The organism is Bradyrhizobium arachidis, from assembly GCF_024758505.1.
Lineage (GTDB): Bacteria > Pseudomonadota > Alphaproteobacteria > Rhizobiales > Xanthobacteraceae > Bradyrhizobium > Bradyrhizobium manausense_C.
In genome coordinates, this window is record NZ_CP077970.1 from 3,927,251 (window position 1) to 3,947,469 (window position 20,219).

A 20,219-nucleotide genomic window follows, 5' to 3' on the forward strand; every position below is an offset into this window, starting at 1 on the left:
GATGCTGCACGTTGATCTGATCGCACCGATCGCAACGCTCCTCGATCGTCATGCGAAGCAGCGGCCCGACAAGGTCGCGTACTGGGACTCGTCGCGATCCGTCACCTACGCGGAGCTTGCGACGCGTACCGCCTCGATCGCGGCGAACCTGGCGAAGGCCGGTCTGCGGGAGGGCGACAAGGTTGCGATCTATCTGCCCAACGGCGTCGACTGGATCGAAGCCTGCTTCGCGGCGCTGCGTGCCGGTGCGGTCGTGGTTCCCATCAGCTTCGATGCGGCGGAAGGGGAGATCAGCTATCGCCTGACCGATGCCGGTTGCAGCCTCGTCATCACGGCTGCGGCGAGGAAGGAGCTGATCGCGAAGATCTGCGGTGATGCCGGGATTGCGCCGACGGTGATCTTTGCCGGTGTCGATGCGGCGCAGGCCGGCAGAGCGCTGTCGGATCTTGCAACAGAGAGCGCCGCGAAACCGCTCGATCCCGACGACATCGACCGCTCGTCCTTCATCATCTACACGTCCGGCACGACGGGCCGGGCGAAAGGTGTGCTGCTGTCGTTGCGCGGCATGCTGTGGATCGCCGCGGCATGCTGGGCGCCGATCGGCGAACTGACCGACAAGGACGTCGTTCTGTCACCGTTGCCGCTGTTTCACTCCTACGGTCTCAATCTGTCGGTGCTCAGCGTGCTCGCGGCCGGCGCGAGCGAGCACATCATGGAGAAGTTTTCACCGCAGCAGGCGCTCGATCTGTTGCAGACAGGAAAATATTCGATCCTGCCGGGCGTGCCGACGATGTTCCACTATCTCCTACATCGTGCGCAGGAGGCTGGGATCGAACGCCTCGGCTCGGTCCGGCTGTGCATCTCCGCAGGCGCCATCATGCCGGCGACCCTGAACAACGCCTTCGAGAAGCAGTTCAGGACACGGCTGCTGGACGGATACGGCATCACCGAGACGTCCACGATGGTCACGATGAACTGGCTGCATGGCGCGCGCCCTATGGGATCGTGCGGACTGCCGGTGCCGGGCCTTGCCGTGCGCATCGTCGATCCATCCTCGCTTGAGGATGTCCCGATCGGCGAGGAAGGCGAGCTGATTGTGCGCGGGCCGAACCTGATGCACGGCTATCACAACAAGCCTGCGGAGACGGCGTCTGCCCTGCGAAAGGGCTGGTACCATACCGGCGATCTCGCGAAGTCGGACGCCAGCGGCTATCTGACGATCACCGGCCGGATCAAGGAACTGATCATCCGTGGCGGCCAGAACATCGCGCCGGCCGAGATCGAGGAGGTCGTGGTCCGACATCCGCAGGTGACCGATTGTGCCGTTGTCGGCATTAGGCACGCCACGCTCGGCGAAGTGCCGTGCCTCTTTGTCGTGGCCAAGGCCAACGAGCTGGATGTCACGTCGCTGATGGACCACTGCAGGGCCCATCTCTCATCCTACAAGATCCCCGAAGCGACCCATCTCGTCTCGGAGATTCCACGCACGGGCTCGGGGAAGATCATGCGCTTCAAGCTGGTCGAGGCATTGAGCCGCGCTTAGGGCAGGCGTGCAGGGCTATGAATCGACGGAACGCGGTCCCAGGGCGCCAAACGCCTTGGGATCGTAGGTCAACCTGTAGCGCATGTCGGCGGCGACAATCGGCTGCTTGCAGCGGTCGCAGTTCACCGACGCATGGAAATCATGCCCGCAGGTAACGTGGGTGAGCAGCAGTGGCGGCTTGCCTTTGGAGAGCCAACGATCGCCCCACTGCAGCATCGTGATGAACGGCCCGTAGAGGTCGCGCCCCATGTCGGTGAGGAGATACTCATAGCGATCGGGCGAGCTCTGGTATTGCCGGCGGCGCAACACACCGCTGGCGACGAGACGGTTGAGCCGGTCGGTCAGGATATTCGGCGCGATCTCGAGTTCGGTGAGGATCTTGTCGTAGCGCCGATTGCCGAAGAAGCCCTCGCGCACGACCATGAAGCTCCATTTGTCGCCGATGATCTCGAGCGCGCGCGACACAGAGCTTGGGCGGCCAAGCTGGAAGCGGTTGCCGTCGGAGGCTCTCCGTGTGTTGCGGCCGGCCTTGGCGGGGTGGCGCCCGGCGCCCGGTCCGTCGCGGTATTTGGCATCGCGCGCGCTGACGCTTTCACCACAATGCGAGCACGCGACGATCGGGTGGCTGTCGCAACCGCAGCCGATGTGGACCAGCGTCAGTGGTGCGGGCTTGCCGCCTGCGAGCCAGTGATCGCCGAACTGCATCAACGCGATGAAGCTCGGATAGAGATCGAAGCCCATCTTGGTCAGACGATATTCCTTGCGCAGCGACGTTCCGGGCGCGACCTGACGGAAGATCGCGAGCTGCGTGAGTTTCCTCAGACGATCGGTCAGTGTCGCCCTGGGAATGCCGAGTGCTGCGCGGAATGCCTCGAACGTCTGCGTCCCGAAGAACGCCTCGCGGATGATCAGGAAAGCCCAGGCGTCGGACACGATATCCAGCGTGCGCGCCACAGAACAGTTTCGTTCGCGCCTGATAACGCCGGCCTGACTCTTGGCCGGCTTCGCCGTCGGTCGGGCGGAAGGTTTCGTGGACGGGGCCTTGGCGGCGGCTGGCATGTCTCGGGCAATCCGTATTCGCAGTCACCATTCAAGGGCCGCTTCACAAGCCCGGCCCGTTTAACACATCGGCGCGATTGACTCCCACGAAAAATCAGTCTAGTTACGCATGTAACAAAAGTCTAGTTATGCATGTAATGGCGCGGATCGCGCCGCGCCTGATTTTCAAGGGAGGAGCGTGATGAAGGCTGGAGTGCAGATAATCTTGATCGCAGCGGCAGTCGCCTTCGCAAGCAACGTCGCCGCACAGACTGCTGCGGTTTCCGACGATGCCGTGAAGATCGGCGTGCTGACCGACATGTCCGGCCAGTTCTCTCACGAATCCGGTGAGGGGTCCGTGACAGCAGTGAAAATGGCGGTTGAGGATTTCGGCGGCAAGGTGCTGGGCAAGCCGATTGAGGTGCTGGTGGCCGACCACCAGAACAAGCCGGACACGGCCTCGGGGCTCGCGCGCAAATGGTTCGACGTCGATCATGTCGACATGGTCGCCAATTTGATCAATTCCTCGATCGCGCTCACCGTCTCCCAGCTTGCACAGCAGAAGAACAGGATCGCCATCATCAACGGCTCCGGTTCATCGCGCCTCACCAATGATGCCTGCACGCCCAACAGCGTTCACTATGCCTACGACACCTACGCACTGGCTCGCGGCACCGGCAGCGCGCTGATGAAGGCAGGTCAAAAGAGCTGGTACTTCCTGACGGCGGACTATGCCTTTGGACATGCGCTGGAGGGCGACACCACTGCGGTCGTGAAGAGCCTGGGCGGTGAGGTGGTTGGATCGACCCGATATCCGATCGAGGCGTTCGACCAATCCTCATTCCTGCTCCAGGCGCAGTCGTCAAAAGCCCAGGTCATCGGCCTGGCGGGTTCAGGCAATGTCCTCGTCAATTCGATCAAGTCGGCGCAGGAGTTCGGGATCACGAAGGGAGGCCAGACGCTTGCCGGACTGCTGGTATGGATCACCGATATCAAGAGCCTCGGCCTTCGGACGGCGCAGGGGCTCGTGCTGACCAACGCCTTCTATTGGGATCGCGACGACGAGACGCGCGCATGGTCGAAGCGCTTCCACGAACGCATGAAGCGGATGCCGCATATGGGCGACGCCGGCGACTATTCGTCGACCATGCATTATCTCAAGGCGATCGACGCCGCCGGGACCGACGAAGCCAAGGCCGTGATGAGCAAGATGCGCGAGATGCCGATCAACGACTTCTTCGCCAAGAACGGCCGCATCCGCGAGGATGGGCGTATGGTGCACGACATGTATGTGTACGAGGTGAAGCAGCCGTCGGAATCCAAGGGCGAATGGGATTTCTACAAGCTGCGCGAAGTGATCCCGGGCGAGCAGGCGTTCCGCCCACTCAAGGACAGCCTCTGCCCGCTGGTCAAGAAGGGGTGACCTCGATGGATCAGGACGCCGCTGTCGATGGTCTCGCCACTCTTGCTCGGGAGCCGATCCGCAGCGGCGCCGATTATGTCGCAAGCCTGAGGGGCCGGAAGCTTAAGGTCTATCTGATGGGCGAAGCGGTCACTGAGCCGGTCGATCACCCGATCATCCGGCCCTCGATCAATGCGGTCGCGGAGACTTACGATCTCGCCAATGACAATCCCGAGTTGGCCTCGGCGACGTCGCCACTGACCGGCGAGCGCATCAACCGCTTCCTGCACATCGCGACCAGCCCCGCGGACCTGGTCATGCAAAACAAGATGCAGCGCAGGCTCGGACAGTTGACGGGCACCTGCTTTCAGCGCTGCGTCGGCATGGACGCGTTGAACGCGCTGCACTCCGTGACTCATGATCTGGATCGGAAGTACGGCACAGGCTACCACGACCGCTTCAAGGACTTTCTCGCTCGCGTTCAACGCTCGAACCTCGTGATCGGCGGCGCGATGACCGATGTGAAGGGCGATCGTGGCAAATCGCCGTCGCAGCAAGCAGATCCCGATCTCTTCGTGCATGTCACGCGGCGCACTCCGCAAGGGGTCTATATCAGCGGGGCCAAGGCGCATCAGACCGGTTGCCTGAACTCGCATTGGCTCATCATCATGCCGACGATGAGACTGGACCTGGACGACAAGGACTACGCCATCGTCGGCGCGCTTCCGGTGGATGCCGCGGGCATCACCTACATCTATGGCCGGCAATCCTGCGATGCGCGCAGCGCCGAACAGGGCAACATCGACGCGGGCAATGCGCGGTTCGCCGGCCAGGAGGCTATGATCGTCTTCGAGAATGTGTTCATCCCGATCGAGCACGTCTTCATGGACGGCGAGGTGGAATTCGCGTCCGCGCTGGTCGAACGCTTTACCTGCTATCATCGCCGCAGCTACGTCTGCAAAACCGGCGTCGGCGACGTCTTGATCGGCGCGGCGGCGACCATTGCGGACTACAACGGTGTCGAGCGCGCCTCCCATATCCGCGACAAGCTGGTCGAGATGACCCATCTCAACGAAACCATCTACGGGGCAGGCATCGCCGCGAGCCATCAGGGGATCGCGATGGAATCGGGCGCGTACCTGCCGGACGAGATGCTTGCGAACGTCTGCAAGCACCACGTCACGCGCTTGCCCTACGAGATCGGCCGGCTGGCGCAGGATCTCGCGGGCGGGCTGATGGTGACCTTGCCGTCGGAACGCGAGCTGCGCCACGAGACGATCGGTCCTTTGATTGAAAAGTATTTGAAAGGCCGGCCGGAAGTCGCGACGGAGGACAGGATTCGTGTTCTGCGCCTGGTCGAGAACATGACGCTGGGCAGGAACGCGGTTGGATATCTGACGGAATCCATGCATGGGGCGGGTTCGCCGCAGGCGCAACGGATCCAGATCGCGCGGTCGATGCAGATCGAATTCAAGAAGGAATTGGCCAAGGCGCTGGCTGGCATTTCGTCGACATCGCGGGCGGAGATCGAGAGCGATCTTTCGACCTACATGGCCAGAGTATTCGCGCCTGTTCACAACTAAGCCTGCAAAAATCGATCCAAAGCGTACTGCAACCGGTTGTTACTTCGATGCTCGGTCGACGCCCATCTGGTGTTCTGGCGGTCAAGACGAAGGCACCCACATCCGCAGGCGCGGCGGAGGAATTAGCGCGTCTGCTCCCTGTCAGCGGTTTGGCGATGGTGGTCGTATTTCTTTCTCCCTACTACGATCCGCATCGGTTCACCGCTGCGATGGCGTCTCATTTTGTCGGCACACCGGTTTTCGGTTGCACCACCGCTGGCGAGATTGCGCTCGACGGATGGGACGAGAACAGTGTGGTCGCACTAGCCTTTTGTGCTACCGACTTCGAGGTAACCGCTCATCCCCTCCTGGGACTCTCGGATGTTGATATCGAGGACGGTCATAGCTTAGGTGGAGACCATCGCCTGTTATCGCTGGGCACGGATGGCGATGACGAGCGCTGCTTCGGACTCGTGCTCATCGACGGTATGTGCCAGCGCGAGGAAATCGTACTGTCGGCCATTCACGTCTGGCTTGGTCATATCCCGATTGTCGGCGGATCAGCTGGAGACGATCGACGTTTCGAGCGCAGTTGGGTATTTTTTGGCGGCCGCGCCCACTCGGATGCCGCAGTTCTCCTCGTCGTCAAAACATCGTTACCGTTTCGTACCTTCTCCAGCGACAATTGCCGGCCGGGCACCGCGAAAATGGTAGTTACGAAGGCTGATCCTGGCCGGCGTATTGTTCAGGAATTGAACGCCGAGCCGGCGGCGATTGAGTATTTGCGCACTTCCGGTATCGCAAGCCGCGATCTGGATCTGGCTGCGCTTGCCTCCCATCCTCTCGTCGTGCGAGTCGGTGACGGGTGCTATGCAAGGTCGGTACGGCGGGTCGACGCCGCCGGAGCACTCCATTTTGCCTGCGCTATTGACCAAGGTGTCGTATTGACCGCGGCCATACCGAGTGACCCTGTGTCTCCCACCCGGGAACTTTTCGCGCAAATCCGGAGGGAGATCGGCGAGGTCTCTCTCTATATCGGGTTCGAATGCATTTACCGGCGTATCAGCGCAGAGCAGCACCAACGCGATCTGGACATATGCGATCTGTACCGCAGCCATCGTGTGTTCGGGTGCAACACCTATGGCCAATTGTATGGCGCGAGACACTTGAACCGAACGCTGACCGGTGTCGCGATCGGCATGCGAGAACTCTAGTCGTGTCTCACAACGACCCTGTGCTCTGCTGGTCTTTCGTCCACATCGCGTGCGGAGATTGAGAACGACCCTTCCACCTATACGGCCAGCGTATTCGCGCCCGTTCGCGATTAGGGCGCGCAGGCTGGTTCAGCTCGAGCTTTCGGAGACGACAATGGCTATGACAATGACGGGTGAAATCCAGCTTGCCGCGCCGAGGGAGGTCGTTTGGGCCAAACTGAACGACCCCGTCGTTCTGAAAGCCTGTATTCCCGGCTGCGAGGAGCTGGAGCAGATAGACGGTCAAGGGTTTCGCGCCGTTGCGAAGATGAAGGTGGGGCCCGTCTCCGCGCGTTTCAAAGGCAAGGTTACTCTGACCGATCGCGATCCGCCGAACGGCTACAATATTTTGGGAGAAGGTGAGGGCGGCATCGCCGGTTTTGCAAAAGGCGGAGCCAGGATTCACTTGGCCGAAGAGGACGGCGGGACGCTGCTGAGCTACCGCGTCGAGGCGCAGATCGGCGGCAAGCTGGCGCAGCTTGGTCAGCGGCTGATTAACGGAACGGCCAAGAAACTGGCCGATGAGTTCTTTGCCAATTTCGCGCGATCACTTTAGTTGACGACCGCTCGTCCAATTCGCCTGAGGAACGTAGTATACGATAGCTTGCCACCCGAATGTTCTCTGCGTAGGGGAATCTTGGATGGCGACAAAGCATGCCTCCGCGCCAGCGGCACTGCGTAAGGCGCAAGCGGCGAGGACGCCAACGTCTATCCATCGAGACCGTATCAGTTCTCCTGCCGCCTTCGACGCTTCAAGCGGCACGTCGATACGCGACGGCATCGGTACATCAGTGCAGCAGCAATGTTACCGCGAGCGGCACCAACAACGACGTTACAAGCGCATTCAGGCCCATGGCAATGCCAGAAAAAACGCCGGCCACTTCGTCGACTTGAAACGCGCGTGCTGTGCCGATGCCGTGCGCAGCGATGCCGACCGCGAAGCCGCGAGCGCGAAAATCAGTGACGGTTATCCGATTCATAAGCGGAGTGACAATCATGGCGCCCATTATGCCGGTGAGAACGACTGAAACCGCTGTGAGAGATGCGTCGCCATGCAGCGACTCGCTGATACCCATGGCGACGCCGGCAGTGACCGATTTCGGCGCCAACGAGAGAATCACTGCTTGTGGCAGATCAAAGGCGCGGGCGAACAGAACGACGGAGACGATGGCCGTGATAGAGCCGGCGACCAGTGAGATCAGCATCGGCACGATCGCCGCTATGACCCGTTTGCGGTTGTCATAGAGTGGTACCGCGAGTGCCACCGTAGCCGGCCCGAGCAGGAAGTGCACAAACTGCGCGCCGGAAAAGTACGTGGTGTAAGAGGTACCTGTCATTATCAGAAATGCGCCGATGATCCAGATTGAGTGCAGGACCGGATTTGCGAGCGGATGGCGATGCGTCGCAAGCGAGACGGAATCTGCGATCGCATAGACAGAGAGCGTTATGGTCAGCCAGAGGAGAGGCGACTGCGAGAGATAAACCCAGAGAGAGAATGAGTTTTCGTGCATCGCTTTGCCTAGTTTTTCGCGAGCAGACGGCTGACCGCGAGGAATGTGGCGACTGTCACCAGCAAAGTGACGACCACCGACGCAGCCAGCGTCAGCAGGATTCCGCCCCCATGTTCGACAACCAGGTCGAGCTTTTGCACCACGCCGACGCCGGCAGGAATGAATAACAGTGACAGATGTGCGAGCAGGCCGCGGCCTGTGCTCTCGATGGCATCGTTGTGCAAAGGGCCTCGGCGGAGCGTAGCGTAGCGATCACGCGTCAAGAGAAGAAGCAGCAAGAATGTCAGGCCGAGCACCGGTCCTGGCATCGGTAGGTTAAGGCCGCGCACGATCGCTTCGCCGGCCAGCTGGCAGAGCAGAATCAAGCTCAGGCTCGCGATCATGAGAAATGTCCGTTGCGTGACAGACGCCGCGACGGAGTCTGCGCGGTCGCCTTGCGGAGCGACAAATCGTTAGAGGGCGCTCTTACCGAGCCGAGCGCAAGTGGCCGAAGCGCAACCTGACGCGGCTGGAAGCTACGCTGCCGGAATCTTCAGAGAAGACATGAAGTGCTCCATGTTCGCCTCGACGCTTTCTCGGCTGAGCAAACCTGTCTTTTGATCGCGGATCATTGCGTACATCTTCTCATGCAGGCCAACGGCGCGATAGCGGCCACTGACCTCCAGCGATTTGCGGACCCAAGGGGCGACCATGTTCAGAACGAAGTCGGCGATCACAACGATGAGCTTGTTGCCGGCTGCCGCATAGACCGCGCGATGAAAGTCCAGGTCGGCCTCGAGCAGCTTCTCGATTGGCGAGTTAGGATCCTCGGAGAGAACCTTCAGGCGGTCGATGCTTTCTCGCATGATTGCCAGGTCACGATCGGTGCGTCTGATCGAAGCCAGCTCTGCGCAGTTTCGATCGAAAATGTACCGGAGCTCCATCAGCATTTCAGGTGAAGAATCCTGGAGATAGAGTTGGAACATCATCAGCGGCATCACGGCAGTGCCTTCGTCCTTGCGGATGTAGTTGCCGTGCCCATGCCGCGTCTCGATCAGTCCTGAGACCGCAAGGGTCTTCATCGCCTCGCGGATCGGAGTGCGGCTGATGCCGAGCTTTTCTGCAAGCTCCTTCTCGTTGGGTAGCTTGTCACCTGGATTCAAATTGCCCTTGGCAATTTCACCGGTGATGTAATTCAGCGCGACTTCGACACGCGTGGGTAGCTTCTTGTTCTCCATCTGCTCCATCGGTCGCTCGCAGCTCTCATTTTCCGCCGTCGCATTGCGATCACATAAGCCGCCGCGCGACCAGATCAAACCAACGAACATCCACAAGGTAGGAGGTATGATCTCTGTTGACAACAGGTATAAGGTATGACCTCATATCTCCGCGCAGACGCCAAGACGTCCGCTGGAGGAAATCAATGCTTTCGTTGTCCGGGCCAGAGCCGGAAGTCCGCGATGACGCTGCCATTGGGCTGCACGACCAGCCTCTGCTGGTAGCGGACGGTATCGCGAAGTCTTTCAACGGCGTCCCAGCCCTTCGCGACGGTCGGCTTGTCCTCAAGCGCGGAACCGTCCACGCGCTCTGCGGCGGTAACGGCGCCGGAAAGTCGACCTTCCTGAACATCGTGATGGGCTTGTTGCACCGCGACGAAGGCAGCATTCGCATCGACGGGGTGGCTGTCGATTTCAGGAGTGCCGCGGATGCTTTGCGGCATGGCGTGACCATCATCACTCAGGAATTGTCTCCGGTTCCCGAGATGACCGTGGCCGAGAACATCTACTTGGGAAGAGAGCCGAAGATCGGCGGCCTTGTGGTGGACTTCCCGAAGATGCGGCGGGCCGCAAAACGGCTTCTGGATGACCTTGAGTTCGATGTTCCCGTCGGCGCCCGCATGCGGGACTTGAGCCTGGCCCAGATCCAACTCGTCGAGATAGCGAAGGCACTTAGCCACCGTGCGGACATCGTCATTATGGACGAGCCCACCTCGGCCATCGGCGAGCACGAGGTGCATATCCTCTTCAATGCGCTGAAGCGGATAAAAGCACGCGGATCCGCGATCATCTACGTCTCGCACAAATTGACCGAGATTTTCGAGATCGCGGACGAATACACGGTTTTCCGCGACGGTCGGTTCATCGAAAGCGGAGCAATCTCCTCGATCGATCGCAATCACCTCGTTACACAGATCGTCGGGCACGAGATCAAGACGGTCGAAAAGGGAAGGCCCAACGAAGGCGCGCCAATCCTGCTCGAAGTGCGCTCCTTGTCGCGCGGATCTCACTTCAAGAACATCTCTGTGACCGTCGCTGCAGGAGAAGTCCTGGGCATCTACGGTTTGCTTGGCTCGGGTCGGACCGAATTCTTGGAAACGATATTCGGCATCCACGCGCCGACCGCTGGCGACGTCTTCCTCGATGGGAAAAGGGTGGATCCGGGTAATCCCAAGAAGTGCATCCGACAAGGCATGGCTATGGTTTCCGAGGATCGGAAGGATACCGGCCTCGTTCTTTGCGCGTCTATCGCACACAACATTGCCTTGTCATCGCTAACGCTTCGCGCCGTCAGCGGATTTGTCCGCCGCAAAGCGGAGGCGGCTGCGACCGATCGGATGATGAAGTTACATCGGATCAAGGCGGCATCTCCAAACGTTGCTGTAGAGACGCTTAGCGGCGGAAACCAGCAGAAGGTGGTTTTCGCACGCTGTCTCCTGACCAATCCGCGTTTGCTGATATGCGACGAGCCAACACGTGGAATCGACGAGGGCTCAAAGCAGGAGATCTACGCTTTTCTCCGCGAGTTCGCGGCGAAGGGCAATGGGGTGCTCGTCGTCTCATCCGAAGCGCCGGAGATACTCCAAATCAGCGATCGAATTGCGGTGTTCCGGCAGGGACGACTCGATCACGTCGTCGACGGGCACGAGACAACCCAGCAAATGCTGACAGATCTCGCCAGTTGAGCGGATCGAAGGTTTTTCAAGAATTCGCGTGCGCATGCGGTCGAAGCAAGGAGTGGATATGGTGGCCAACGTAATAAGCAACGTCGCGACGGGTGCCCGATCCAAAAGTATCGCTGCTATAGGACCATACCTGAAGTCGTTCAGCATCGTCATCGTGTTCGTGGTGATTTCGGCGTTCTTCGCCGTGGCCAACGAGTACTTCATGACATGGCTGAACTGGGTGAACCTGCTGCGGCAATCCTCGATCAACGGCGTTTTGGCGATCGGAGTGACGTTCGTCATTCTGACAAGGGGCATTGACCTTTCCGTCGGCTCAGTGATGGCCCTCGCGGGCATGATCGCTGCCAGCCTCGTGACTTCGACCAACCAGCACTTCGTGCTTTGGGCGGTTCTGGCGGGACTCGGGACGGGCGCGCTGTTGGGCTTGCTGAACGGCGTCATCGTGACGACCTTCAATGTCCCGCCTTTCGTCGCCACGCTCGGAATGCTGAGCATGGCTCGCGGCTTGACCCTCATCTTCTCTGATGGGCGCCCTGTTCCGAATCTCTCCGAGTCGTTTCGTTGGATCGGCGGCGGCAGCGTGGCGGGCGTCCCCGTACCAGTCTTGATCCTCTTTCTTGTGTTCGCGACCGGCTGGGTGGTGCTCTCTTACACCACCTTCGGACGCTACGTTTACGCCGTAGGAGGGAACGACAAAGCGGCCAAGACGAGCGGCATCTCGACTCGGACCGTCATTGCATCCACCTACGTGATCTCCGGACTTCTTGCCGGACTCGCCGGTCTGGTGCTGACGTCTCGCACTACCGCCGCACTTCCACAGGCGGGCATCGGTTACGAACTCGACGCGATTGCGGCCGTGGTGATCGGCGGGACTAGCCTCGCAGGAGGGCGCGGTTCGCTGGTCGGGACGTTGTTCGGCGCACTCATCATTGGAACCATCAACAACGGCATGGATCTGATGGGCGTGTCTTCCTACTACCAGCAGCTTCTCAAGGGCGCGATCATTGTCGTCGCCGTGATGCTTGACCAATTTCGCAAGTGACCCCTGCGAAAACCATTACAGACGATGGGAAACGGCTGTAACGCCCAGCAATGGGCGGACTAGGTGACTGACTATATCAATCGGAGGAGACAATGAAGTTTACGCGTAGATCGACGATGGCGGGTTTTGCCGCTGCTGCAATCATTCTTTCGACCAGTACGGCCTTTGCTCAAAGCAAGACACGGATCGCCGCCTTATCGTTCGGAGAATCCGGCGAATACATGAAGGCCTGGTCCAGCGAGATTCAGAGCCATCCGGCAGTTAAGGACGGTTCTGTCGCAGTCACGATCTTTGACGGCAAGTACGATCCTCTCGTCCAAGCGAACCAGATCGATACGGCCATTACTCAAAAGTTCGATGCCATCATTATGTCGCCGTTCGATCTTCAGGCGTCGGCCCCCGCGATCGACAAAGCCATTGCCGCTCGCATTCCGGTGATCGTGTCGGCTCTGAAAACAGCGTCGAAGAACTACACCGCGTCGATCATCGTCAACGACACTGAAGGAGGGCGTATCATCGGGGAGCAACTCGGCAAGCTGCTTCCGAATGGTGGGAACGTGGTGCTGATGGAAGGTCCGATCGGTCAGTCGGCGCAGATCGAGCGCAAGGCTGGCATCGATGCCGGCTTGGCCAAGTTCCCGAAGCTCAAGTTGATTGCCAGCAAGTCGGGCAACTGGAGCCGTGCCGAGGGGCAGTCGCTCATGGAGAATTGGTTGCTCGCGCATCCGGGGCAGATCAATGCCGTACTCGCCGAAAATGACGAGATGGCGCTGGGCGCGATCGAGGCCATGAAGAGCGCAAAGGTCGACTTCAAGTCCGTTCCGGTGCTTGCGATCGATGGCATTCCGGATGGAAAGCGTGCCGTTCAGAAAGGCGAAATGACCATAACGCTCTACAAGTACGCCCGTGCTGAGGGGCAGGGCGCGGTCGATCTCGCCTTACGTGCCGTCAAGGGAGACAGCTACAAACCCCGGTCCGAAATCTGGGAGTCTCTGATGGAGTGGAAAGGCGGGGCGCAGAAGGACTACGTCGTTCCCTGGCTTCTCTTGGATTCCTCGAACGTCGCAAAATACATGTGAGTCCAATCGTGCGCACGCGGTGAACAGCCGCGTGCGCACTGATGCTTAAACAGGGATATCTGGATATGGTGGCTCTGCAGAAGAGGGCGCTTCCGAACGGGCGTCTGAATTTGACTTCGCTTGGGCTGGGAACATCACCTTTGGGCGGGTGCGGTGTTCCGGTTAGCTTCGAGACCTTCGAGGCGGTGATCCTGAAGGCCTACGAGCAGGGCGTACGCTATTTCGATGTTGCTCCGCTCTATGGTCTCGGAAAGTCGGAGCATTTCCTCGGCCATGTCCTTCGTGTTCACGGTCTTCGTTCGGAGGTCGTAGTAAGCACCAAGGCGGGCCGGCTGTTGAAGCCGGCAAGCCGTTCGAAGCGCGCGGAAAGTCTCTACGGGATCAATTGGGTCGATCCGCTGTCCTTCGTCGACGAATACGATTACAGTTACGATGGCATCATGCGGTCCTTCGAGGACAGCCAGCAGCGCCTCGGTCTCGACCGCATCGACATTCTCTTCCTGCACGATGTGAGCGGAGTCTGGCACCAGGAGAAGTATCCACTTTATCTGTCGCAACTCCGCGAGAGCGGATACCGCGCGTGCGACGAACTCCGTCGCTCAGGAGCGGTCAAGGCGATCGGTCTCGGTGTTAACGAGACGGCTTCGGTGCTTGAAGTGGCAGCCGAATTCGATCTCGACTGCTCGCTTGTGGCAGGGCGGTACACGCTCCTCAATCATGCGCCACTGACTGACTTCTTTCCCGAGGCCCAACGTCGTAGCATCGGCATCATCGCGGGCGGGGTCTACAATTCGGGGATCCTGGCGGAGGGCAGTCGGGGTAACGCCTTGACGCGGACCTATGACTACCAGACGGCGTCCGAAGCGATCGTACAGCGCGTGAAGGCGCTGGAAGCTGTCTGCGAACGTCACAACGTCGCGCTCGCCAATGCGGCTTCCCAGTTCGTCTATGCGCATCCGGCCGTGACATCGGTGGTTCAAGGCGCGCTCACAACGGCACATGTGGAGCAGAACGTCGCCTCGATATCGGCGCCAATTCCTCAGGCGTTCTGGATGGACCTCAAGAGCGAAGGTCTGATTCCCAAAGAAGCCCCGCTCCCGGATCAGGGCTCCCTGGCCCTGTCCGGCTAAATTTCCACGACAAGCAAGGAGAAGAGCGATGATTCCGCTCGAAAAACGAACTCTAGGCCGCACTAAAGTGTCCGTCACATCCGCGGGGCTCGGGACAGTGCCTCTTTCAGGGTTCAATGTCGGAGTGCCCTATTCCGAATTCGAAGCTGTCGTTAAGGTAGCCTTCGATCTCGGGGTCCGCTACTTTGATTGCGCGCCGATGTACGGTCTCGGAAAGTCGGAGCATTTCCTCGGCCGCGCTCTCCGCGATCTCGGCATCCGCGATCAGATCGTCGTGAGCACGAAGTGCGGCCGCGTACTCAAGCCAGCCAGCCGAACACCGAAGCTCAACACAGTTTACGGCATCGAATGGGTTGATCCATACCCGTTTAGGGACACCTACGACTATACGTATAACGGCGTGATGCGCTCGTTCGAAGACAGCCAACAGCGGTTGGGCCTCGACTACATCGACGTCCTTTTAGTCCACGACGTCGGGCGCGCATGGCATGGCGATCAAGCAGAATTTTATTGGAATCAGCTTCGAGAGAGCGGATACCGTGCCCTCGACGAGCTGAAGAGTTCGGGTGCAATTGGTGCGGTAGGCCTCGGAGTAAATGAGACCGACTCCGTCGTCGGAGTAGCGCGCGAATTCCCAATTGATTGCGCGTTGATCGCAGGTCGATACACGCTGCTCAACCATGCACCACTCGATGGGCATTTTGATGAGCTTCATTCCCGAAATGTCTCGGTAATTGCGGGTGGCATCTACAATTCGGGCATCTTAGCCGCTGGATCGAAGGCGGCAGCCTCGACCTATGACTACCAGCAGGTCCCGAGCGCCATCCTGGAGCGCGTCCGTTCAATCGAGAAAGTTTGCGAACGACACGGTGTTGATTTGCCCACCGTCGCGACCCAGTTCGTGCAAGCGCATCCCGCCGTCGCCACCGTTGTTCAGGGCGCGAAGTCCACAAGCGAGGTTACCCAGAACGTCCACGCTGTCTCGGCGCGGATACCCGCTGCTCTCTGGCAGGACTTGAAAAATTTTGATCTAATCCCATCGAATGCTCCGGTTCCGGAAGACGGGCGATCCTCGTGAGCGGATTTCTAAGCGCACAGTTCCGTGCCGACGATCCCTTCGAGGGGATTGCACCGGGTTCAGCAGTCGCCGAATACGATGTCGTCATCGGGCCGGTCGTCCACTATCTGCGCGATGTTGTGACTGACCGCTCTGTTCGTCTTCTCGCGAACTTCATTGGGGCGTCGCGTCTGGAGGATGAAAGCAAGCCTGACGCCGGCGATTCGGATCATGTGTACGAGATTCTTGCAGCGGTTCGGGTACCGGTGCAGCGGCAGCACGAGCATCATCATGTGAAGCAGGCGGCGCATCTGCTGCTGCCGCCGCGGGCGGCACCCCTGGCGCCACATCAGCGCTCGTCCGAAGTGAGCTTGCTGTCAGGGGCGTGGGACCATCTGCGTCTTGCGAGTCCGATCGCTTGCGGCGGCTTAATCGACCTGCGGCAGTGCTGCGGCCAACTTAAGCTTGGTGCTGACCTCCTGATTGGAGCCTCCAAATGACGAGATATGCCATCACTGTGCTTGAATACGCAGCGAGCCCCCAACATCCGACAAGTGGGGTGTTGTACGGCCGTCACAACAGCGGAAGCATGAACCTGCCGTTTGCTTATGTGCTCCTGCGCAGCAGCGACACGGTCGCTTTGGTTGACACCGGTTACGATCAGTCGGACTTCGGAGGCGAGATCGCCAATTCCATCGGCGTCACCGGCTGGACCCCACCTTCGGAGGTCTTGGGAGCCGTCGGCATTCGTCCCGAGGATGTGCAGCATGTGTTCCTTACACACGCTCATTTCGACCACATGGGTGGGCTGGACTACTTCCCGAACGCCAAGTTCTACATCCAGAAGCGCGAGATCGAGAGCTGGGTCTGGGCGATGTCCAAGGGACGTCGTTTTCGATCCCTCCTCGGCGGCATCAATCCTGCCGATATCTTGAAGCTCGTGAATCTCGGGCTGAAGAATCGGCTGGTCGTGCTGGACGGTGCGTCGCACGACGTCCTGCCGAATGTCGATCTTCTTCCCGCCTTTGACACCCACACAGCAGGTTCGCAGTACGTGGCGGTTCGCAACGGCGGAAGCTTAGAGGACCGATGGGTCCTTACTGGAGACGTTGTCTACACCTACGAAAACCTGCATGGAGGTGATCGGGATGATCCCTGCTTCGTGCCACCAGGACTGGCTACGGGAAGTCAGACAAACCTCATTCTCGCGGCGGAAGAGATGCTCGCCAGCGTCGGCGGCGACATGCTGAGGCTCGTCCCCGTCCACGAGGAAAAGCTCAAGGATCATTTCCCATCTCGGGTGAGTGATCGGGGACTGAGGATCGTTGACATCGCGACACTTTGAAACAGCTCAGGGGCTGGCGAAGCAGCAAGGGTATCGCTCATGGATTACATACGTTTGGGCCGTTCGGGCCTCAAGATTTCGGAAATTGTACTTGGCTGTATGAGTTACGGAGTCGGGGAGAGAGGGAATCATCCCTGGACCCTAGGCGAGGGCGATAGTCGGCCATTCATACGGAAGGCTCTCGATTCCGGGATCAATTGCTTTGATACGGCTAACGCGTACTCGGACGGTACGAGCGAGGAGATCGTCGGCAAGATTCTCAAGGAAATGGTCCCGCGAGACGAAATCGTGATCGCTACTAAGGTCTACGGCCGCATGCGCCCGGGACCAAACGGGATCGGCCTTTCGCGAAAGGCAATTCTTGCCGAAGCGGAAGCCAGTCTCCGGAGGCTCGGCACTGACTATATCGATCTATACCAGATCCATTTCTGGGACAACGACACGCCAATCGATGAGACTCTTGAAGCCTTGAACGACCTCGTACGAAGCGGGAAGGTACGCTACATCGGCGCGAGCAATGTCTATGCGTGGCAATTCGCCAAGGCTTTGTACCGATCTGACGCGAATTCGTGGGCGCGTTTCGTCTCCATGCAGTGTCATTTGAATCTTCTTTATAGAGAAGAGGAGCGAGAAATGCTTCCGCTCTGTCGGGACGAAGGCGTCGGTGTGATTGCGTTCAGTCCGCTTGCCCGGGGCCGGCTCACCCGGCCCTGGACTGAGAGAAGCTCTCGCTCCGATACTGATAACGTAACGGCACAGTTCTACGGCCATGCCGAAGCCGCTGACCGCAGCATCGTCGACGCAGTTACGGATATTGCGACGGAACGACGGGTGGCGCCAGCGCATGTGGCGTTGGCATGGGTCGCTGCGAAGGCTGGAGTGACGGCACCAATTGTTGGTGCGACTAAAACGCAGCACCTTGACGATGCAATTGCAGCGCTCGGCCTGAAGCTTACATCCGATGAAATAGGCAGACTGGAAGAACGCTACGTGCCTCATACCGTGGTTGGATTGAAATAGAGTGTAGCTCGGTCGGACTTCTTCATTCGGCATTAAGTGAGGGTTGCGCCCGCAAGCTGCACCTGCCGCAAAAAAAGTGCCGGGATCTATTGAGATCCCGGCACAGTCAGGGAGAACCTCGGAGATGTGCAGAATTCCTGGTATCGTTGGCTGATTTTTACCGAAGGGCGTTATCCGGTGCCGATCGTATCGAGATGCGCCGCATCAGGAGATTTCGAGAATCTCCCGGACGTCATCTGGAGAGGCGATCTCCCGGCCGCATCCTCTCGCGATTATGCAAGTGCGGCGGACGAGTTCCTCGTTAGTCGGACAGCCGAGCTCAATGTACGGGTAGTCTCCAATCCCCGGAGCGATATTGCCGCCACGCCTCGCGACGCCCTCGCACAGATCCAACAAATTTCCGCCGACAATATTGGCAGTCCAGCTGTGCCGGACGCTCTTGGGCAGAAACGGCAAGAACGCGTCCAATCCTTCGAGCGTGCCGGGATGGCCCGTCAGATACGGCCCATCGGTCATGTTGAGCAGGAAGTAGCCGGGCTCGGCCACGAGGCCCATCTCCATGAATGCCAGCGCGCGTCGCACAAAGCCGATCGACCAGCAGGTCATCTTCGGCTTGATGCCGGCATTCTTCAGGGAACGAAAGTAGTGCTCCACCGCGTTGGTTCGGTTCTCGTAAACGCGATCGGAGTGCGAAAAACTGAGCTTCTCACGGTCGAACACGTCGAGATTGGTGCTGCCGGTATCAATCGGAACGATGTCCGGTTTGGTCGCCGGGTCCTTGGCAAGTTCGAAAATGCAGTTAATCCGCGCATTCGGCTCGGTATCGTTGGCGAAGAAGCCGAGCGTTGGCAGGATCAGCATGTCGCATTTCTGCCGAACCTTTCGGATGATCTCAGCGTTCCTTTCGGCGGTATGGAGCGGCGCCCCGTCGTCCGCACGAGCGTGGAAGTGAAGAATTGAAGCCCCAGCTTCGCGGCAGAGAGCTGCCGTCTCGGCGATCTCATCTGCCGTCCAAGGAACGTGAGGGTTTCCATCCCGCATCGCGTATTCGTTCACGCGAGCCTCGACGATCATCTTCTTGTGCGTCATTTTTGATGCCTCATGCCAACGACCAGGCAGACTTCAAGGCCGTCCGTAGTGGGTTGGGCCAGCCACGATCGAGCGTTGCGCCAGCTTAAGACTCCGGCGCAGAACCCCCAAACGACTTTTAACGCCACCCTTGTGATAAAAGCTCACAGCCGCTAGAATGTCATTTTGAGGAAACGAATGGCGCGTCCAAGGCCATCGCTCAACGCGTTACGTGCTTTCGAAGCAACGGCACGGTTGCGCAGCATGACTGCGGCTTCGCTTGAGTTATCGGTGACTCATGGAGCGATCAGTCGCCATGTTCGATCGCTTGAAGAATTGCTTGGCGTTCCGCTCTTGGTACGAACGTCCTCCTCGACAGACCCGACGCCTGAGGGGAGTCGCCTGGCCGAAGGACTCACCGCTGCATTCAATCTGATAGATGGTAGTGTCGAGCAGATATTGCCTGGACCGCTGACGGTTTCATGCTCCGCGACCATTATGATGTATTGGCTAATTCCCCGCCTCGCGGCATTTCACGATGCTCATCGAAACATCGATCTCCAGTTCAATCTGAACTACGATCAAGTGGATTTCATCCGTGATAAAGTAAGTATCGCAATCCGGTCCAGCACCATTGCACCACCCAAGGATGTTGTCATAAAAGAGCTTACGCGGGAGTGGATTTCACCCGTTTGTGCGACTTCTTATGCGAAGGCTAACAAGCTCCAAAAGCCAAGCGACATCGCGGATTGCCGTTTGTTGGGCACGCGGACGCGTCCCGAGGCCTGGTCGGACTGGCTCGACGAGTTGGGGCTGCGGCAAGATGTCCGCATTCAAGAATCCTACGAACACTTCTATTTGCTCATCCAGGCCGCATTGTGTGGCCTTGGCTTGGCGCTGGTCCCCACGATGTTTGTCCTCGAGGAGATCAACAGTGGAAGACTGGTCGCGCCGTTCGGAAGCATCCCCGGCAAGCGAAAGTTGATGTTGTGGACGGCCCCTCACGTGGCGACCCGTCCCGAGAGTAGGGCCGTTTCCTACTGGCTCACGCGCGAGATGTCCGCCACCGCGAAGATGTGTGCAACGTTGGGCAGAGTGGACGCTTAGTCCAGTCGTTCGAAGCCCCGAGCCGTGTTGGATCCGTGGATCGCGGGATGTGAGTTTTTCTCACAGTCCGCTTCATCAATATCGTTTGCTGCCGCGGTGTACTCAAGGTCAGATGTGCCGG

At 59.2% G+C, this 20,219-nt stretch carries 19 protein-coding genes; 14 read left to right on the forward strand and 5 right to left on the reverse strand.

The window, feature by feature from the left end:
* Position 1: 1 nt before the first annotated feature.
* On the forward strand, positions 2-1,543 hold the full coding sequence (locus KUF59_RS17900) for a class I adenylate-forming enzyme family protein (RefSeq protein WP_258769773.1): 1,542 nt from the start codon (positions 2-4) through the stop codon (positions 1,541-1,543).
* A 15-nt stretch (positions 1,544-1,558) separates the two neighbouring features.
* Here the strand turns inward: KUF59_RS17900 and KUF59_RS17905 are convergent, their stop codons facing one another.
* A complete protein-coding gene (locus KUF59_RS17905) occupies positions 1,559-2,497 on the reverse strand; it encodes a winged helix-turn-helix transcriptional regulator (protein ID WP_258769774.1) in 939 nt (312 codons plus the stop codon).
* Positions 2,498-2,783: 286 nt separating this feature from the next.
* Here KUF59_RS17905 and KUF59_RS17910 point away from each other — a divergent pair, with 286 nt between their 5' ends.
* The 4 genes from KUF59_RS17910 (at position 2,784) to KUF59_RS17925 (ending at position 7,354) form a co-directional block, all read left to right on the forward strand.
* Entirely contained in the window at positions 2,784-4,004 is a 1,221-nt protein-coding gene (locus KUF59_RS17910) for an ABC transporter substrate-binding protein (protein ID WP_404514250.1), read from the forward strand.
* A 5-nt stretch (positions 4,005-4,009) separates the two neighbouring features.
* Entirely contained in the window at positions 4,010-5,566 is a 1,557-nt protein-coding gene (locus KUF59_RS17915; RefSeq protein WP_258769775.1) for a 4-hydroxyphenylacetate 3-hydroxylase family protein, read from the forward strand.
* Positions 5,567-5,613: 47 nt separating this feature from the next.
* Positions 5,614-6,759 (forward strand): FIST signal transduction protein, encoded by a 1,146-nt coding sequence (locus KUF59_RS17920; protein WP_258769776.1) that lies wholly within the window; start codon positions 5,614-5,616, stop codon positions 6,757-6,759.
* A gap of 154 nt (positions 6,760-6,913) precedes the next feature.
* A complete protein-coding gene (locus tag KUF59_RS17925) occupies positions 6,914-7,354 on the forward strand; it encodes an SRPBCC family protein (RefSeq protein WP_258769777.1) in 441 nt (146 codons plus the stop codon).
* A gap of 232 nt (positions 7,355-7,586) precedes the next feature.
* On the opposite strand, the gene KUF59_RS17930 is transcribed toward KUF59_RS17925, so the two are convergent.
* From KUF59_RS17930 to KUF59_RS17940, 3 genes are all read right to left on the reverse strand, one after another.
* Entirely contained in the window at positions 7,587-8,309 is a 723-nt protein-coding gene (locus tag KUF59_RS17930) for an LrgB family protein (RefSeq protein WP_258769778.1), read from the reverse strand.
* Between the two features lie 8 nt (positions 8,310-8,317).
* Positions 8,318-8,692, reverse strand: a complete 375-nt coding sequence (locus KUF59_RS17935) for a CidA/LrgA family protein (RefSeq protein WP_258769779.1) — start codon at positions 8,690-8,692, stop codon at positions 8,318-8,320.
* Positions 8,693-8,824: 132 nt separating this feature from the next.
* Positions 8,825-9,535 (reverse strand): FadR/GntR family transcriptional regulator, encoded by a 711-nt coding sequence (locus KUF59_RS17940; RefSeq protein WP_258769780.1) that lies wholly within the window; start codon positions 9,533-9,535, stop codon positions 8,825-8,827.
* A gap of 176 nt (positions 9,536-9,711) precedes the next feature.
* Between KUF59_RS17940 and KUF59_RS17945 the strand changes: the two genes are divergently transcribed.
* From KUF59_RS17945 to KUF59_RS17980, 8 genes are all read left to right on the forward strand, one after another.
* A complete protein-coding gene (locus KUF59_RS17945) occupies positions 9,712-11,250 on the forward strand; it encodes a sugar ABC transporter ATP-binding protein (protein WP_258769782.1) in 1,539 nt (512 codons plus the stop codon).
* Between the two features lie 58 nt (positions 11,251-11,308).
* A complete protein-coding gene (locus KUF59_RS17950) occupies positions 11,309-12,292 on the forward strand; it encodes an ABC transporter permease (protein ID WP_212363485.1) in 984 nt (327 codons plus the stop codon).
* A 92-nt stretch (positions 12,293-12,384) separates the two neighbouring features.
* Positions 12,385-13,371 carry a substrate-binding domain-containing protein gene (locus KUF59_RS17955; RefSeq protein WP_258769783.1) on the forward strand — a complete coding sequence of 329 codons (987 nt, stop codon included), beginning with the start codon at positions 12,385-12,387 and terminating at the stop codon, positions 13,369-13,371.
* 65 nt (positions 13,372-13,436) lie between these two features.
* A complete protein-coding gene (locus KUF59_RS17960) occupies positions 13,437-14,501 on the forward strand; it encodes an aldo/keto reductase (protein WP_258769784.1) in 1,065 nt (354 codons plus the stop codon).
* Between the two features lie 28 nt (positions 14,502-14,529).
* On the forward strand, positions 14,530-15,579 hold the full coding sequence (locus KUF59_RS17965; protein WP_258769785.1) for an aldo/keto reductase: 1,050 nt from the start codon (positions 14,530-14,532) through the stop codon (positions 15,577-15,579).
* Positions 15,576-16,058 (forward strand): hypothetical protein, encoded by a 483-nt coding sequence (locus KUF59_RS17970; protein WP_258769786.1) that lies wholly within the window; start codon positions 15,576-15,578, stop codon positions 16,056-16,058. Before KUF59_RS17965 ends, KUF59_RS17970 begins: the two co-directional genes overlap by 4 nt.
* 89 nt (positions 16,059-16,147) lie before the next feature.
* Entirely contained in the window at positions 16,148-16,903 is a 756-nt protein-coding gene (locus tag KUF59_RS17975) for an N-acyl homoserine lactonase family protein (RefSeq protein ID WP_258769787.1), read from the forward strand.
* 39 nt (positions 16,904-16,942) lie between these two features.
* Positions 16,943-17,923, forward strand: coding sequence for an aldo/keto reductase (locus tag KUF59_RS17980; RefSeq protein ID WP_258769788.1), 981 nt, complete (start codon positions 16,943-16,945; stop codon positions 17,921-17,923).
* Positions 17,924-18,127: 204 nt separating this feature from the next.
* Here the strand turns inward: KUF59_RS17980 and KUF59_RS17985 are convergent, their stop codons facing one another.
* Positions 18,128-19,012, reverse strand: a complete 885-nt coding sequence (locus KUF59_RS17985) for a beta-keto acid cleavage family enzyme (protein ID WP_258769789.1) — start codon at positions 19,010-19,012, stop codon at positions 18,128-18,130.
* Between the two features lie 177 nt (positions 19,013-19,189).
* Here KUF59_RS17985 and KUF59_RS17990 point away from each other — a divergent pair, with 177 nt between their 5' ends.
* On the forward strand, positions 19,190-20,098 hold the full coding sequence (locus tag KUF59_RS17990; RefSeq protein WP_258769790.1) for a LysR substrate-binding domain-containing protein: 909 nt from the start codon (positions 19,190-19,192) through the stop codon (positions 20,096-20,098).
* Positions 20,099-20,219: the final 121 nt, after the last annotated feature.

Excerpts from the sequence above, each read along its gene's own strand:
- KUF59_RS17900 (WP_258769773.1), top strand. The coding sequence starts at position 2 with ATGCTGCACGTTGATCTGATCGCACCGATCGCAACGCTCCTCGATCGT.
- KUF59_RS17910 (WP_404514250.1), top strand. The coding sequence starts at position 2,784 with ATGAAGGCTGGAGTGCAGATAATCTTGATCGCAGCGGCAGTCGCCTTC.
- KUF59_RS17915 (WP_258769775.1), top strand. The coding sequence starts at position 4,010 with ATGGATCAGGACGCCGCTGTCGATGGTCTCGCCACTCTTGCTCGGGAG.
- KUF59_RS17920 (WP_258769776.1), top strand. The coding sequence starts at position 5,614 with ATGCTCGGTCGACGCCCATCTGGTGTTCTGGCGGTCAAGACGAAGGCA.
- KUF59_RS17925 (WP_258769777.1), top strand. The coding sequence starts at position 6,914 with ATGGCTATGACAATGACGGGTGAAATCCAGCTTGCCGCGCCGAGGGAG.
- KUF59_RS17930 (WP_258769778.1), bottom strand. The coding sequence starts at position 8,309 with ATGCACGAAAACTCATTCTCTCTCTGGGTTTATCTCTCGCAGTCGCCT.
- KUF59_RS17935 (WP_258769779.1), bottom strand. The coding sequence starts at position 8,692 with ATGATCGCGAGCCTGAGCTTGATTCTGCTCTGCCAGCTGGCCGGCGAA.
- KUF59_RS17940 (WP_258769780.1), bottom strand. The coding sequence starts at position 9,535 with ATGGAGCAGATGGAGAACAAGAAGCTACCCACGCGTGTCGAAGTCGCG.
- KUF59_RS17945 (WP_258769782.1), top strand. The coding sequence starts at position 9,712 with ATGCTTTCGTTGTCCGGGCCAGAGCCGGAAGTCCGCGATGACGCTGCC.
- KUF59_RS17950 (WP_212363485.1), top strand. The coding sequence starts at position 11,309 with ATGGTGGCCAACGTAATAAGCAACGTCGCGACGGGTGCCCGATCCAAA.
- KUF59_RS17955 (WP_258769783.1), top strand. The coding sequence starts at position 12,385 with ATGAAGTTTACGCGTAGATCGACGATGGCGGGTTTTGCCGCTGCTGCA.
- KUF59_RS17960 (WP_258769784.1), top strand. The coding sequence starts at position 13,437 with ATGGTGGCTCTGCAGAAGAGGGCGCTTCCGAACGGGCGTCTGAATTTG.
- KUF59_RS17965 (WP_258769785.1), top strand. The coding sequence starts at position 14,530 with ATGATTCCGCTCGAAAAACGAACTCTAGGCCGCACTAAAGTGTCCGTC.
- KUF59_RS17975 (WP_258769787.1), top strand. The coding sequence starts at position 16,148 with ATGAACCTGCCGTTTGCTTATGTGCTCCTGCGCAGCAGCGACACGGTC.
- KUF59_RS17980 (WP_258769788.1), top strand. The coding sequence starts at position 16,943 with ATGGATTACATACGTTTGGGCCGTTCGGGCCTCAAGATTTCGGAAATT.
- KUF59_RS17985 (WP_258769789.1), bottom strand. The coding sequence starts at position 19,012 with ATGACGCACAAGAAGATGATCGTCGAGGCTCGCGTGAACGAATACGCG.
- KUF59_RS17990 (WP_258769790.1), top strand. The coding sequence starts at position 19,190 with ATGGCGCGTCCAAGGCCATCGCTCAACGCGTTACGTGCTTTCGAAGCA.